Annotated in this window: 8 protein-coding genes; 1 reads left to right on the top strand and 7 read right to left on the bottom strand. The window is 71.0% G+C overall.

What is annotated here, in order from left to right; all coding sequences use genetic code 11:
* Positions 1–27: 27 nt before the first annotated feature.
* Entirely contained in the window at positions 28–555 is a 528-nt protein-coding gene (locus AC07PU_RS25145; protein WP_495321348.1) for a hypothetical protein, read from the top strand.
* A gap of 9 nt (positions 556–564) precedes the next feature.
* Here AC07PU_RS25145 and AC07PU_RS25140 read toward each other — a convergent pair whose 3' ends face one another.
* The 7 genes from AC07PU_RS25140 to AC07PU_RS25110 all read right to left on the bottom strand — a co-directional run bounded on the left by AC07PU_RS25140 (position 565) and on the right by AC07PU_RS25110 (position 14,104).
* Positions 565–1,920, bottom strand: coding sequence for an esterase-like activity of phytase family protein (locus tag AC07PU_RS25140; protein ID WP_495321347.1), 1,356 nt, complete (start codon positions 1,918–1,920; stop codon positions 565–567).
* A 73-nt stretch (positions 1,921–1,993) separates the two neighbouring features.
* Positions 1,994–4,351, bottom strand: a complete 2,358-nt coding sequence (gene pbpC / locus AC07PU_RS25135; RefSeq protein WP_495321346.1) for a penicillin-binding protein 1C — start codon at positions 4,349–4,351, stop codon at positions 1,994–1,996.
* A 20-nt stretch (positions 4,352–4,371) separates the two neighbouring features.
* Entirely contained in the window at positions 4,372–10,395 is a 6,024-nt protein-coding gene (locus AC07PU_RS25130; RefSeq protein WP_495321345.1) for an alpha-2-macroglobulin family protein, read from the bottom strand.
* A gap of 115 nt (positions 10,396–10,510) precedes the next feature.
* The gene (locus AC07PU_RS25125; RefSeq protein ID WP_495321344.1) at positions 10,511–10,987 is read right to left on the bottom strand and encodes a DUF2269 family protein; all 477 of its coding nucleotides are present in this window, start codon (positions 10,985–10,987) and stop codon (positions 10,511–10,513) included.
* Positions 10,984–11,361 (bottom strand): DoxX-like family protein, encoded by a 378-nt coding sequence (locus tag AC07PU_RS25120; RefSeq protein ID WP_495321343.1) that lies wholly within the window; start codon positions 11,359–11,361, stop codon positions 10,984–10,986. The genes AC07PU_RS25125 and AC07PU_RS25120 overlap by 4 nt, the downstream gene beginning before the upstream one ends.
* Positions 11,358–12,476: a saccharopine dehydrogenase family protein gene (locus AC07PU_RS25115; RefSeq protein WP_495321342.1), complete on the bottom strand. Its 1,119-nt coding sequence runs from the start codon at positions 12,474–12,476 to the stop codon at positions 11,358–11,360. Before AC07PU_RS25115 ends, AC07PU_RS25120 begins: the two co-directional genes overlap by 4 nt.
* A complete protein-coding gene (locus AC07PU_RS25110) occupies positions 12,473–14,104 on the bottom strand; it encodes an FAD-dependent oxidoreductase (protein WP_495321448.1) in 1,632 nt (543 codons plus the stop codon). Before AC07PU_RS25110 ends, AC07PU_RS25115 begins: the two co-directional genes overlap by 4 nt.
* Between the last annotated feature and the right edge of the window lie 73 nt (positions 14,105–14,177).

Here is a 14,177-nt window from a genome sequence, read left to right as displayed (position 1 = left end):
AGCAGAACCCCGTGTCCCGTGCATGCCATGGAGGACGACGCGCCGGACAGCGGCGGCATGTGGAGCGGCCTGATGCAGGGTCGGGACGGCACGCCGCGTTCGCCGGCGAGCTGCGCCCGGTCCGCGCCGCGCTCGAACCGCTGCGGCGCGACGGCGCCGCGCCGCGCGGAGCCGAGCGCCGGCCGCTCGACGACCGATCTGCTGCCGCCGAGGCTGCAGGAGCTCATCCGCCTCATCGGCCTGCCGGCCACCATGCGCTTCGTCGAGCGCTTCGGGGGCTCGAGGATCTACATCCCCGCCCATCCCGCCGAGGACCATCCCTTCGTCGCGGTGATCGGTTTCGAGAACCTGCGCACGCTGAGCGCCGAGTACGGCATCGACGGGATCGGGCTGCGCTTCGAGCTGCCGACCGGGCGCAGGGCCCTCAATGCCGCGCGCAACGAACGGATCCGGGCGGAGTTCGACGCGGGCAAGTCGATCCGCGCCCTGGCCGCCGAGCACCGGCTCGTCGAGCGGCAGATCTCGCGGATCGTCGCGGAGGCTTCGCACGGATGAGCGCCGCCCTCACTTCGCCTGCAGCAGCGCCCCCGCCTCCAGCAGCACCAGCTCGTTGTCGTCGGCCTTGTTCGGCTCGCGGCTGCTCGAGAAGGGCAGGTTGTTGTCGTTGCCGACGACGATGTGGGTGGCATCCACCACGTCGACGTTCTCGATGGTGAAGAACGGGAACTTGAGCACGCCGTCGTTGAGCGGCTTGCGCGCGAGCTTGTCGGGGTCGGCGATGTTCAGCAGGTCGATGTAGCCGATCTTGCGCACCGGGCCGCCGACGTTGGCGTCGCCGAGCTCGACCTTGTAGACGCGCTTGAACTTCGCGATGTCGTGGAAGCAGTCGGTGCGCTTCTGGCCTTCGGGGCAGGCCTTGTCGCTGGTGCCTTCGCCGTTGTCGCGCTCGATGATCAGGCCCGTGGTGCCGTCGATCATGTTGAAGTCGCCGATGGCGTTGCCGTTGGCCTCGAGCACGTACTTCCAGTGGCGGCCGGTCCACTTCTCGCCCGCCACATCGAACTCGAGCACGCGCAGCGCTTCCTTGCCCTCGACCTTCTCGAAGTCCTTGGCCTCGGCGTTCCACACCGGGCCTTCGAGCAGCGCGTAGAGCTTGCTGCCGTCCTTCGAAACGGCCATGCCTTCGAAGCCCTTGGAGCGCTTGATCTGGAAGTCGACCGCGCCGCCGGGCACGCCGGGCGTGGTCACGGCCGGGTTGTCGGGCGAGCGCACGACCTTGCCGTCGACCTGGGTGTCGAACACGGCGAGCACCTTGCCCTTGAGGTCGGCCTTGATCAGGTAGGGACCGAACTCCTCGCCGATCCACAGCGCGCCGCCGGCGAACTGGAAGCTCTCGGGATCGAAGTCGGAGCCGGTCAGGTAGCGCTGCTTGCTGCCCTCGTGGACGATGCGGAACGGCACCTTCTTGTCGGGGTCATGCAGGAACACGGTGGCCAGGCGCTGGAACTTGCCGCTCTTGAAGTCGACCTTGTAGTGGTTGAGGTAGAGCATGAAGTCGGGCGAGTTGGCCTTCGCGCCGGCACCGTTGTCGGTGAGGATCCAGAAGCTGCCGTCGTCCATCTTCTTGATGCCCGAATGGCCCTGCAGCGGCTGGCCCTTGAAGGGCAGCGACACGCCGGTGCCGCGGCCGCCCGAGAGACCTTCGACGCTGCCGATGGCTTCCACGCGCTTCGGCGTGGTGAACTTGCCGCTGACCTGCAGGTCGGCCGGCGCGTCCTTCGGCGCGGCGACGAAGCTCTGCGCGGGCAGCACGGCATGGCCGGCGAGGGTGGCGGGGAAGGCGGTCTGGGCCGAGGCACCGGTGGCGGCGAATGCAGCGGCGGCGGCCAGGGCGAGGAGGGAAAGGCGCGTCTTCTTCATGGAGGTCGGGAGTCCGAGTCGAAAACGCGAGACCTTGCCGACGACGCGTGACGCCGCGGTGACATGACCGCCACTAAGGTGCGATATCGACGATCACTTCACGCGACTCGGCCCGGCCTTGATCGTCGACCACGCGCAGCACGTAGCGCCGGCCCGACTCGGCCAGGTCGGGCATCCAGGCGAGGCCCTCGCCGGGCGCGGCACGGCCGACCAACGCGTCGTCGGCGAACCAGTAGAGAGTTTGCGTGCCCGCGGCGGCCTCGGCGCGCAGCACCAGCGGCTCGGGCCTGGCCACGCGCAGCGTGTGGCGCACGCCGCGCAGCGGCGAGCTGATGAGCGGGGCGGCCTCGGGCGCGCCCGCGTCCTTCTGCTCGCAGCCGTCGGCGGGCACGCTGGCGCGCGGCAGGCCGGCCTGGCGGAACAGGCGGCGCATGTCGCTGCCCCATTGCTCGACCACCTGCTGGCGCGCGTTCGGCTGCGGACCGCAGACCACCTTGCCCGTGGTCTCGTCGACCCACACGGCGCGGTGCAGGTTGCTGACCTGGATCGGCGACTTGCCGGCGATGAACCAGGTGCGCGTGCGCACCGGGCACAGCGCATCGGGCAGGCCGCCGGTGGCGGCGCAGACCTCGACCTGCCGCAGGTTGGCCGGCTGCGTGACGGCGACCTCGCCGGGATCGAGCCGCTCGGCGCGCAGCGCGTCGACCATGCGCAGGAACAGCGGCGCGGCCGCGTCGACGCCCACCAGCGCGGGGTTGCTGCTGCCGTCGAAGTTGCCGACCCACACCACCAGCACGTGGCGGCCGAACACGCCCGCGGTCCAGGCATCGCGAAAGCCCCAGGAGGTGCCGGTCTTCCAGGCGATGGCGGGCCGCGCGGGCAGGGTGGTGTCGGGGCGCGGCGTCTGGCGCAGCATGTCGAGCGTGATGAAAGAAGCCTCCTCGCTCAGCAGCCGCAGCGGCTGCGCGGGCCGCTCGTCGGGCGAGGGCTCGGTGTAGCGCAGCGGCTGCGCGATGCCGCCATTGGCCAGGGTGCCGTAGAGGCCCGCGAGCTCCTCGGGCGTGACCTCGCCGCCGCCGAGCACCAGCGCGAGGCCGTAGTGCGACTCGCTCTGCAGCTTCTGCACGCCGGCCAGCCGCATGAAGTCGTAGAGGCCCGGCTTCGAGAGCTTCGCGGCCACCGCCACCGCGGGCACGTTGCGGCTGCGGATCAGCGCCTCCTGCGCCGACAGCGGCCCCGCGAAGCGATGGTCGAAGTTCTCGGGCGTGTAGGGACCGAAGGCGGTCGGTGCGTCCTTCAGCATGGTCTTCGGATGCAGCAGGCCCTGGTCGAGCGCGAGCGCGTAGATGAAGGGCTTGAGCGTGGAGCCCGGCGAGCGCTTGGCCTGGGTGCCGTTGACCTGGCCCGCGATGGCGTCGTCGTGCCAGTCGGCCGAGCCGATCAGCGCGCGCACCTGCATGGTCGAGGCATCGAGCAGCAGCGCGCTCGCGTTGTTCATGCCGACGTCGGCATGCGTGCGCAGGTACTGGGCCATCACGCGCTCGAGCGTGGACTGCATGCGCAGGTCGAGGGTGGCGCGGATCTCGACCGGCGCCGCGACGCCGGCATCGCTTCGCGGCTGCGCGAGCAGCATGTCGGTGAGGTGAGGCGCCAGGAAGGGCAGGCTGCCGCGCGACTGCGCCGAGAGCACGAGCTGCGCATCGGGCGCATGCTGGCGCGCGGCGGGATCGCGTTCGGCCCACAGCGCCCAGAGGCGCTCGCGCGCGGCCTGCAGCTCGGTGTTGCGGCCGCGCTCGGCGATGCGCTTGACCGGGTTCTGCGGAATCACCGCGAGCGTGAGCGCCTCGGGCAGGCTGAGCCGGGCGGCGTCCTTGCGGAAATAGATCAGGCTCGCGGCCTGCACGCCCTCGATGTTGCCGCCGTAGGGCGCGGTGTTGAGGTAGGCCTCGAGGATCTCGCGCTTGCCGTGGCGCGCCTCGATCCACAGCGCGGCGGCGATCTGCGCGACCTTGCCGCCGGCCGTGCGGCTGTCGATGCCATAGAGGCGGCGCGCGAGCTGCATCGTGAGGGTGGAGCCGCCCTGGCGACGCTCGCCGCTCGCGATGCGCCAGGCGCTGCGCACCAGCGCCGCGGGGTTGACGCCGGGGTGAGCGTAGAAGCGCCGGTCCTCGTAGAGCAGCACCGCGTCGATCAGGGTGGGCGAGATGCGCTCGAGGGGCACCCACAGCCGGTACTGCTCATCGGCCGCGAGCGTGAGCCGCAGCAGCTCGCCGCCGCGCGCATAGACGGCGCGCGAGCTGCCCACCGCCTCGCTGAGCGGGGCATGCGGCCACAGCCGCAGCAGCGCGAGCAGCAGGGCCAGCAGCACGCCCGCGATCAGCAGGCGGCGACCCCGGCCTCGCCATGCGGAACGTGCGCGCGTCGTGGTCATGGGTTCGCCCCCGCCTCGCCTCAGTTCGCGACCACCTGGAAGCGCGCACCGGCCGAGCGCGCGTAGATGCGCCGGTCGTACATCGCCTCGCCGTAGGCCGCGGGCACCACGAAGTCGCCGACGTTGGTCGCGCGCGCCTTGTAGGTCACTTCGAGCAGGTTCTTGTCGACGCTGCCGTAGAACACCACGCGGTCCTCGCGGATGTCGGCGTACTGCACCTTCCACGAGCCGTTGCCGCCCAGGCGCTTCTTCCAGACCGGCGCGTCGGCGTTCTCGCCCTCGGCGTCGTCGCCCACGGCCTGCAGCACGGGCTCGAGGCCACCGGGCAGCAGGTCGACCAGCGCGACGTCGGCGATCTGCGGCCGCTCGAGGCTGCGCACGCGCACCCGCACCGTGACTTCCTCGCCGAGCTTCACCTTGGTGACCGGGTTGCCCTTGGCGTCGAGCACCTCGTGGAACACCTCGAGTCCCTGGTTCACCGCGGTGTCGGGCAGCTTGCGCTCGAAGCCCTGCTCGGTCCAGCTGTAGTAGAGGTTGAAGTCGCTGTCGTTCGAGAGGCCCAGCTTCGCGGTGCCGACGGGCACGGCAGCGCGCGCCACCGGGTTAACGGCGCCGAGCGCGAGCGCCGCGGCCTTGCCCTGCGCATCGATGGCCGAGGCCGTGAGCTTGCCCTCGGCGTTCTGCGCCACGGCATCGAAGTAGGCATCGACCGCCATCAGCATCGCGGCCGACGACAGGCTGTTGTACCAGCCGTCGCGCACCATGCCGGCCATGCCTTCCCAGACGGCGGGCTTCAGCGTCTTGAGCCGCGCGGGGAAGTGCCGGCCCACCAGGTGCAGCATCATGCTGTCGTGCACCAGCGGGTCGTAGTAGCGGCCCCAGACGTTGCGGCGCTGGTTCTTCTCGGTGCGCGCAAGCAGGTCGGCCCACACGGGGTTGAGCAGCTCGTTGGCCACCTGCTCCTGCTTCACGAGCTGGTAGCTCGCCGCGAGGTAGACGGCGCCGAGGTCGTCGCTCCAGCCCGCGGTCTGCTTGGCCTGCTGGTTGCGCCAGGTCTCGCGCAGGTTGGCCAGCGCGGCCGGCACCACGATGCCCTGGCGCGTCAGCAGGTAGGCCGCCTGCGTGCGCTGGCGCCAGCCGTCGAGCGACGAGTCGCCGCTGCCGAGCCAGCCTTGCAGGTAGGTGTTGGCGCGCTGCAGCAGGTCCTGCGGCACCGGCAGCTTGTGGTCGCGCGCCTCCACCAGCAGGTGCACCGCATAGAGCGTCGCGAAGGGATCGGCACCCGCGCCGGGCCACAGCGAGAAGCCGCCATCGGCCGTCTGGCGCGCGCGCAGTTGCACGAGGTAGCGCTCGAGCGTCTTGCGCGCCTCGGGCAGCGGGCCCTGGTCGGCCGTGCGGCCGCGCGCCATTTCCTTCAGCAGCTCGGGCCGGCCCGCCAGCAGCACGGCCGGGAAGGTCTGGCTCGTGATCTGCTCGGTGCAACCATGCGGATAGGCCTCGAGGTACTGCATCAAGCCGGTGGCGAAGGCCCAGGGCGCGGCCGACACCGCGAGGTCGCTGCGGCGGAAGTTCGGATAGAAGTCGCCCTTGCTCGCGATCTCGCCCGAGCGCTGGAAGCTGCCGGCCTGCACCAGCGAGACGAAGGGCGAGGCGGGCCGCACGCTCACCTCGGTGGCGAGCCGCGCGCTGAAGTTCTTGTGCGTGGAAGTGAACACCAGCGCCGACGAACCCAGCACCGCCTGCTCTCCAGGCTTGGCGCGCACGTTGAACTTGGTGCTGGCCTCGCCGCGCTCGTTGACCTTGAGCGTCTGCGTCGCATCGCCGACCACCTCGAGCCCGCCCGAGGCGGTGAGCGTGAGCGCGATGGGCGCTTCCTTGCCCGAGCCCGCGATGTTGTTGGCCAGGCCCACGCCGACCTCGACCGTGTCGCCGGGCGCCATGGCGAGCGGCGCGTTCGGCAGAATCACCATGTCGCCGCGCACCGTGGTGCGGGTGCTCTTCGCGGCCGTGGTCTCGTCGTTCACGGCCACCGCCATCACGCGCAAGCTGCCGTTGAAGCTCTCGGGCACGGTGTAGCTGAACTCGCGGCTGCCGTTCACGTCGACCAGGCCCGACCAGTAGGCCACCGGCTTGTCGCGCTTGCGCTTGAACGGGTTCAGGTGCTTGCCGAGCTCGCCTTCGCCGTCGCCGCCGGGCGCGGCGCCCTGCATCAGCTTCTTGAACTCGGGCAGGATCAGGTCGAGCGTCTGCAGGGTGCCGACCTCGAGCGCGCGCTTCTGGAAGAAGTGCTTGAGCGGGTCGGGCGTCTTGTAGCGCGCCACCTGCAGGATGCCCTCGTCGACCGCGAACACCACGGCGCGCGTGGGCTGGTCGCTGGTGAGCTTCATCTTCACGGTCTGGCCGGGCTTCACGAGCTCGGTGCTCGTGAGCTGCAGGTTGGCCGTGCGCTTCGACAGGCTGGTGGCGAAGGGCGCGATGCCGTAGGACAGCGGGCTCATGTAGACCTCGTCCGAGGCCGGGTCGCGCACGAAGTGCACGTTGATGTAGCCGGTGCCCTCGAAGTCCTTGGGCAGCACGATCTTCTGCACCGAGGCGGTCTTGTCGGTCTTGAACCAGGCATGCGCATAGACCTTGTCGCGCTCGATGGTGATCAGGCCGGCGCCGACGTAGGGCGCGCGGATGCTGACCTCGATCTCCTGTCCGGGCTCGTAGTCCTTGCGGTCGAGCGTGAGCTGCAGCTCGGCATTGCGGTCGAGCGAGCGGCTGACGTTGGCGTTGCCCGCCACGCTGTACTCGACGCGGTTGAGCTCGAGCCCGCCGGCATTGCGCACCACGTAGGCGAAGTTGCCGGGCGTGCCGGTGTCGAGCGCCACGTTGTTGCCGGCCGCGGCGATGGCCAGCGGCTTCTCGTCGAGCACGATCTCCTTGCGCCGCGATTCGTAGCGGTACAGGCCGTTGTCCTGCTTGATCAGCACCGACAGCACCTTGCGCTCCACGCGCTGCAGCACCAGATCGGCCACCGCGGTCTTCCTGGCCTGCGGGTCGATCGCGATCACGTGCGCGTTGCGCGCGGCGCCCTTGCTCACGTAGCCGGTGTCGCCGTCGACCTTGACGCCCACCAGGTAGGGCAGGTCGCTCACCAGCGTGCGCGCCTCGGCCGACACGCTGCGCCCGCCCTCGGGCTCGAAGGCCTTGGCCAGCACGTGCACCTGGTAGGTGGCGGCCTCGAAGCGCGACAGCCGCAGGTCGAACTCGGCCTTGCCCTCGGCACTGGTCTGCACGCTGCCGAGGTCGTCCACCTGCTTCTCGGCCGCGCGCTGCGGATCGAAGAAGGCGTAGTCGGCGAAGGCGCGGAACACCGGGAAGGCCGGGCTCAGCGTGAGCGTGCCCTCGACCTTGCGGTCGGGCGCGGGCGTGCCGAACAGGTTCTGCACGTCGATCAGCGCCTTCATGTCCTTGGGTTTCACCCAGCCTTCGGCGATCTCGCTGCTGAGCTTGGCCGTGACCTTGGTGCGGTCGGGCAGGAACTCCTGCACCTTCACCGTGGTGCTGCCCAGCAGCAGCCCCTGCACCTCGGGCGCGCCGGGCGAGGACTCGCGCGGCAGGTAGAGGTTGACGGTGTAGTTGCCGGTGGGCGAGGTGTCCTGCGTGGCGTGCGCGATCTCGGCCGCGCCGCCGGGGCCGAGGCGCAGCTTCTCGCGCCGCACGCTCAGGCCGCGCGCATCGATGATCTCGGCTTCGAGCGGCAGGTCGCGCAGCGAGGTGCCCCAGTTGCCGGCCTTCACCATCATCGCGATGTGCATGGTGTCGCCCGGGCGGTAGATGCCGCGGTCGCTGAAGACGTAGGCCGTCATCTGGTTCGGCACGCCGGCCGCGCGCAGGCCGCCGACGTCGAAGCGCGAGATGTCGAGCGTGCGGTCGGTCTTGTTGAAGGGCAGGAAGCTCAGGTCGCCGTCCTTGCGCACCACCAGCACCACCGGCTGCTTCTCGCGCTGGAAGCCCGCGAGGTTCGGCAGCTTCGCGCGGCCCGTGGCGTCGGTGGCCTGCGACGCCACGATCATGCCGTTGCGGCCCCACACCTCGACCAGCGCGCCGCCCACGGGCTGGCCGTTGGCGATGCTCTGCACGAACACGTCGCGCGTGCCGTCGAGCGACTTCTTGGCGACGATGCCCAGGTCGGTGACCAGCACCAGCCGCTCGTCCTTCTGGTCCTCGGGGTTGCCGCTCTCGGGGTTGCCCTCGTCCTCGCCCGACGACTGCTGCTCCTCGTCCTCGGACGATGCCTCGGTGGCGTCCGCTTCGCCCTCGGGCTTCTTCTTCGCCTTGGGGTCGAAGCCCTGCACCTTGAGCAGGAACACGCCGCGCCGGTCGCTGATGTCGCTGCGCAGGTACTCGGCGAAATCGACCGTCTCGTAGTGCGCCTTGCCGGGCGGAATGGCCAGCGGGATCTGCTTCTCGAAGCGGTCGACCAGGTTGTCGGTGCCGAGGCCGCCGTAGAACTTGGGATGCGAGAAATCGCCGTTGCTCTGCGTCACCAGGTGCTGCAGCTGCTGCGGCAGCAGGCGCCCGATCTCGACGCGCACGCCCGGCAGGTCGCGTACCAGGATCGGCAGCTTGCGCTCGCCCGACAGCGCGAGCAGCGAGCCCTGGCTCATGATCGTGAGTTCGGGCGCGAAGGTCTTGAGCAGCTGCACGCTCTGGAAGGCCGTGCCGAGCTGGTAGCCGCCGGGCGTCTTCAGGCCCTTGGCCACGCGCACCAGCAGGTAGCGCCCGCCCTCGGCCTGCGGCAGGCGGAAGCTGACCGTCTCGGTCACCTCGCGCTCGCTGGCGATGGGCTGCAGGCCGATCTTCTTCGCGCGGCGCAGCACCGCGTCGGTGATCTTCGCGGGATCGGCGGACCAGTCGAACTTGTCTTCCGGGTCGCCCTTGGGATCTTCGGTGGCCGGCAGCAGCCAGGCCTGCACCAGGCGCGCCATCTCGCGCTCGTGCACCGGCATCGAGGCGCTGACATGCATCACGTGCTCGGGCTCGCCGTTCTCGCCGGTGACGATGGTGGGTTCGACGCTCGCGATGTCGAGGCTGAAGAGGCCGGGAATGTCGACCGCGCGCGAGACGTCGTTGCGCTGGCCCGGGCCGCCCTTCTGCGCCACCGCACCGGCAGTGAGGCTCAGCAGCACGGGGCGGGTCTTCTCGGGAATGGGCAGGGGCTCGGACTGGACCGTGGCCGTGAGGCGCAGCTTGTCGTAGCTGACCGTGAACTTCTCGCTCGCGCATTTGCCGACGCTGAAGAACGAGCTGCTGCAGGCCTGGTCGTAGGTGAGCACCAGCCGCTTCTCGAACTCGGCGGTGTTCACGGGATGCGAGAAGCGCACCTGGAACAGCGCGCGCCGCACGTTGGCCTGCACCGGGTCCTGGTAGAACTCGGCGCTCGCGATGCGGGCGCTGAACTCGGCCGAGCTGAAGTCGTACTTGCGCTGCTCGATCTCGATGTGCGGCGCGAGCGCGTCCTTCGAGAGCTGCACCTTGTAGGCCTGGCCCACCGGCCAGTCCTGCGCGGGCAGGAACTCCAGCTTCTTGGCATCGGTCCAGGTCCAGCGGCCGGCGATGGCGGGCTCGATGGCAACGCCGGTCGCCTCCTGGCCGCCACGCGCGATCGGCGCGACCGAGGCCGAGAAGTTGATGACGACCGGATTGGGCCCCTTGTCGAGCTCGATCTGCGTGCGCGGCGGCGGCACGATCTGCGCGGTCGCCACGATGGGCTCGACGCGATCGGGCGTGAGGCCATGCCACCACTTCAGGAGCTGCGGGCTGGTCATCCACCCCGCGAACGCCAGCAGCACCAGCAGCAGCACCCAGGCGAGCCGCTGCTGCAGCCATTGCAGTCCCAGCAGCAGCAGCGCGCCCGCGATGCGCAGCCAGCCCGGGGGTCGCCAGGAACCGATGAGCCCGCGCGCGAGCGGGCGCAGGAAGCCGAGCGCGCGGCCCAGCCCGGTGAAGAGCACGTCGCTGAGCGACGCGAGTTTTCGATTGGCAACTTGAAGCATGGAGGCTCCCCCGGTGTTTTTGTCGGCGTCTGGCAGTCTGTCCGCGGTCTGTGAACCCATGGCGGCGTGTGTGAAGTCTGTGTGAAAACCGCACAGGCCCGCGCCCCGGCCCGGCTCAGGGCGAGAGCGCGGGCTTGTTCACCATGAGCCAGAAGACCACGACCATGGCCACGAAGGCAGGGTAGCCGAGCCACTCCCACCAGCGCTGGTAGCGTGCATACAGCGGCGGCAACGGCAGGCCGTCGCGCTGCGCCTGCCCGGCGATCACGGCCATGCGGATCTGCAGCCACACCACGGGCAGCCAGCACGCGCCCGCGAACACGAACAGCCCCAGCGACAGCGCGAGCCACGGCGTGGACAACGGCCAGCCCGCCATGTGGGCGAGCGCGAAGCCGGTGGCCGGCTGCAGGATCACGGTGGGCGTGGTGAACCACCAGTCGGCGCGCACCACCAGCCGGCTCACCACCGCCTGCGCCGCGACGCTGCCGCTGCGGTTGGCGAAGAACATGTAGAAGGCCGAGCCCAGCCCGGTGCCGACCATCAGCACGCTGGAGACGATGTGCAGCCACTTGAGGACCAGATAGGTGTTCATGGCGTGGCGCGTCGGTACAGGTGCCACAGCAGCGCGGCGATCGGCAGGTTCTTGAGCAGCGGGCCCAGCGGATGCAGCCACAGCGCCGGCTGCAGGCCGGTGGCGACAACCGTCATGAGCAGCAGCAGCCCGAGCGCCGCGAGGTAGCTGGCGCGACCCGGGCGCCACCACAGCGCGAGGCCGACGAGCAGGTCGGCCGCCGCGCCGCCGACGATCAGCAGCTGCACCAGCCAGGGCGGCGAGGCGATGCCGGCCTCGGCCAGCACCCGACGGCTCTGCCCGTCGAGTTCGACGATGCTGACGACGGCCGTCACCAGCCAGACCGCGACGAGGCTCAGGCGCAGCAGGCGGTCGTCGTCGGCCGGGCGGGTCATGGCATTCGCGGCGTCTCGTCGACCACGTCCGTCACCATGCCCCAGCGCGCGAACTCGGGTTCGAACTCCCGCAGCGCGAGCAGCCCCATGCAGGCCTGCGCACCCACAGGCAGCGCATCGCCGCGCGCGAGCCGGCGTGCCAGCAGGATGGCGGCCATGCAGGGAATCTCGGGCCCATGGTTGTCGTCGGCCGCGATGTGCCAGGCGCGTTGCGCCGCGGCGCCTCGCGCGTCGATGCCTTCGACGCGCACCACCATGCCGCCGAGCGCGCTGCCGAACGCATCGAACAGGCCGCCCGTGGCATGCAGCAGCGGCGCCAGCTTCTGCGGCGCGGGCAGCAGGCCGATGCGGCGCAGGGCCGCCAGGAAGGCGAAGGCCTGCTGCGTGAAGCCCACCTCGAGCGCGGCGCGGAACATCACCGACTGCACGCCGGCATGCCGCGCCGGGAAGAGCTCGAGATCGGGGATGTCGCACAGCGCGCCGCGGCGCGGGCGCATGCGCGCGAAGCGCACGGTCGAGGGATTGGCCCAGCCGGGCTGCTCGGTCCAGCGGCCTTGCTGCCAGATGCGGATCGGCGCGCCGCAGTAGGCGAGCACGCCCGCGAGCGTGGCCTCCCCGCGCGGTGCGCCCTGGGCCGGGGCGATGCAGATGTCGATGCTGCGGATGCCTTGCCAGCCGGCCGCGAGGTGGTCGACCACGGCGGAGGAGAGGGCCGGCACGGTGCTCGCGCCCGTGACGGCCGTGCGGCCCGCGGTGCGGAAGACACCGTCGAGCGCCGCGGGAAAGTCACAGACGAAGCGACGACCGTCGGCCAGGTCGATGTAGTGCGCGCCGGCGGCGGCCACCGCCTGCGGCACGCGGTAGTCCTGGTTCTGGAACGGGCCTGCGGTGTGGATGACGAGCTCGACGCCCAGCTCGCGCAAGCCCTGCGCGAAATCCGGCGACTGCGCATCGACACGGACGGCACGCGCCCCGCCCGCCAGCGTTTGCGCGAAGGCCGTCGCCCGTTCGAGATCGCGCCCGCCCACCAGCAGCTCGATGGCCGCATCGGCGGCCAGCGCGCGGCTGATGCGCGCGCCGAAGTTGCCGTAGCCGCCGAGCACCAGCGTCTTCATGCCAGGCTCGCTCCCGCCACATGCCCGCGCGTGAAGGCTTCCTCGAAGATCGAATAGCCCGACCAGTCGGCATGCGCGAACGACAGCCGTCCCGCGATCACGCTGCCGCGGTGGGCATCGTCGGGCGCGGTGCGCTGCGAACCGATCTGCGCCAGCAGGCCGGGCCGCGGAATGGCCATGGCATGACCGTAGCGCGTGATCTCGATGCGCGTGGCCAGGGCGGGCAGGTCGGGGTGCGGCACCGAGAGCTCGGCCAGCAGGTCATCGCGCCAGCCGGTCCAGGGCCGCTCGAGCAGCAGGCGGCGGCCGTCGCCCGCGTCGTAGCGGCTAGGGCCCAGCGGGCGGTACCAGCTCAGCACGGTGCCGCGCGGCGTGGGGTCGAGCGTCTGGTGGCGCGCATCGACATAGCCGAGGCCGCGCGTGCCGTAGACCACGTTGTCCCAGCTCGGCGCGGCACCGGGGCGATCGACCAGCGGGCCGCGCAGGTGCACGTTGGCCACCAGCCACGGCGCATGGCGTACGTGCGCGGCGGCATGCGCGAGCACCGCGGGCGCGTTCTCGACCACGCGCGCGGCGACGAACACCGGCAGCGCGACGATGCAATGCGCGGCCTGCCAGCGCACCAGCGATTGCGAGGCGGCATCCCAGGCATCGACCTCGACACCGCCGCGCAGCTCGGCGATGCGCACGACCACCTGGCCGGTGCGCAGCCGTTCGCCCAGCGGCACGGCCAGCTGCTTCGTGAGCCAGCCGTTGCCCTCGGGCCAGGTCAGCACGCCGTCGCGCTCGGGATTGGTGTCGTTGGCGCTGCCCGACGGATCGCCGGGTGCGTGGAAGCCGTGCCGGCTCGCGAAGTAGTGGATGCCGGCCCAGGCCGAGACCTGCTCGATGCCCGCGCCGTAGTCGTCGCGGCAGCAGTAGTCGAGGTACCAGCGCAGGTGCTCGTCGCTGAAGCCCTCGCGGTCGAGCCAGGCCGAAAAGGCCTGCGCATCGAGCGCCAGCAGCTCCGGCGTGACCGCGACCTTGAGCGTGGGAATGGCGAAGTGGGCCGCATGCTGGAGCTGGTCGATGCGCTGCGCGAAGCGGCGGTACTGCGCCTGCGTGTCGGCGCCCACGCCATGCACCGGCAGCAGGCCGTCCTGCCACTCGCCGTGGAAGAACAGCCGCTCCTGCGGGCTGTGGCACAGCGTGCGCTCGTCGTATTCCCAGCGGCCGGCCACCCGCCGGCGCAGGCCCAGTTCCTCGAGCAGGTCCTGCACCTCGCGCGCATCGTCGCCGGGCACCGGCAGGTAGTGCGCGCCGAGCGGGCAGGCGATGCCGTTGACCGTGCCACCGCGCGCATTGCCGCCCGCGCTGTCCTCGAGCTCGAGCAGCGCGAAGTCGTCGATGCCCGCGAGGCGCAGCGCGCGCGCCGCCGCGAGCCCGGCGACGCCGCCGCCGGCGATCAGCACGCGGGTCTTGCGGGTGCTCGCGGGCGCGCGCGACTTCAGCGTGCCGTCGCGCATCGCGTGGCCGCGCGCCATGTCGATGCCGGTGAAGCCGCCTTCGATGGGCGGCGGCGCATCGCAGCCGGCGAGCGCGAGCGCACCGGCGGCGCCGACCGTGCCGAGGAAGCCGCGCCGCCTCATGCCCATGTCGCCATCACCTCGCCGAGCCGACGAACTGCACCCGACCTGCGGTCTGCCAAGGGCCCGCGTAGCG

It is taken from the genome of Variovorax sp. GW821-FHT10D07 (genome assembly GCF_059415325.1).
The sequence above is the reverse complement of the archived record's forward strand: the minus strand, read 5'-3'. Positions and strand labels throughout refer to the sequence as shown.

Coding starts and splice junctions, on each gene's coding strand:
- AC07PU_RS25145 (WP_495321348.1), top strand. CDS start 28: ATGGAGGACGACGCGCCGGACAGCGGCGGCATGTGGAGCGGCCTGATG.
- AC07PU_RS25120 (WP_495321343.1), bottom strand. CDS start 11,361: ATGACCCGCCCGGCCGACGACGACCGCCTGCTGCGCCTGAGCCTCGTC.
- AC07PU_RS25130 (WP_495321345.1), bottom strand. CDS start 10,395: ATGCTTCAAGTTGCCAATCGAAAACTCGCGTCGCTCAGCGACGTGCTC.
- AC07PU_RS25140 (WP_495321347.1), bottom strand. CDS start 1,920: ATGAAGAAGACGCGCCTTTCCCTCCTCGCCCTGGCCGCCGCCGCTGCA.
- pbpC (WP_495321346.1), bottom strand. CDS start 4,351: ATGACCACGACGCGCGCACGTTCCGCATGGCGAGGCCGGGGTCGCCGC.
- AC07PU_RS25115 (WP_495321342.1), bottom strand. CDS start 12,476: ATGAAGACGCTGGTGCTCGGCGGCTACGGCAACTTCGGCGCGCGCATC.
- AC07PU_RS25125 (WP_495321344.1), bottom strand. CDS start 10,987: ATGAACACCTATCTGGTCCTCAAGTGGCTGCACATCGTCTCCAGCGTG.
- AC07PU_RS25110 (WP_495321448.1), bottom strand. CDS start 14,104: ATGAGGCGGCGCGGCTTCCTCGGCACGGTCGGCGCCGCCGGTGCGCTC.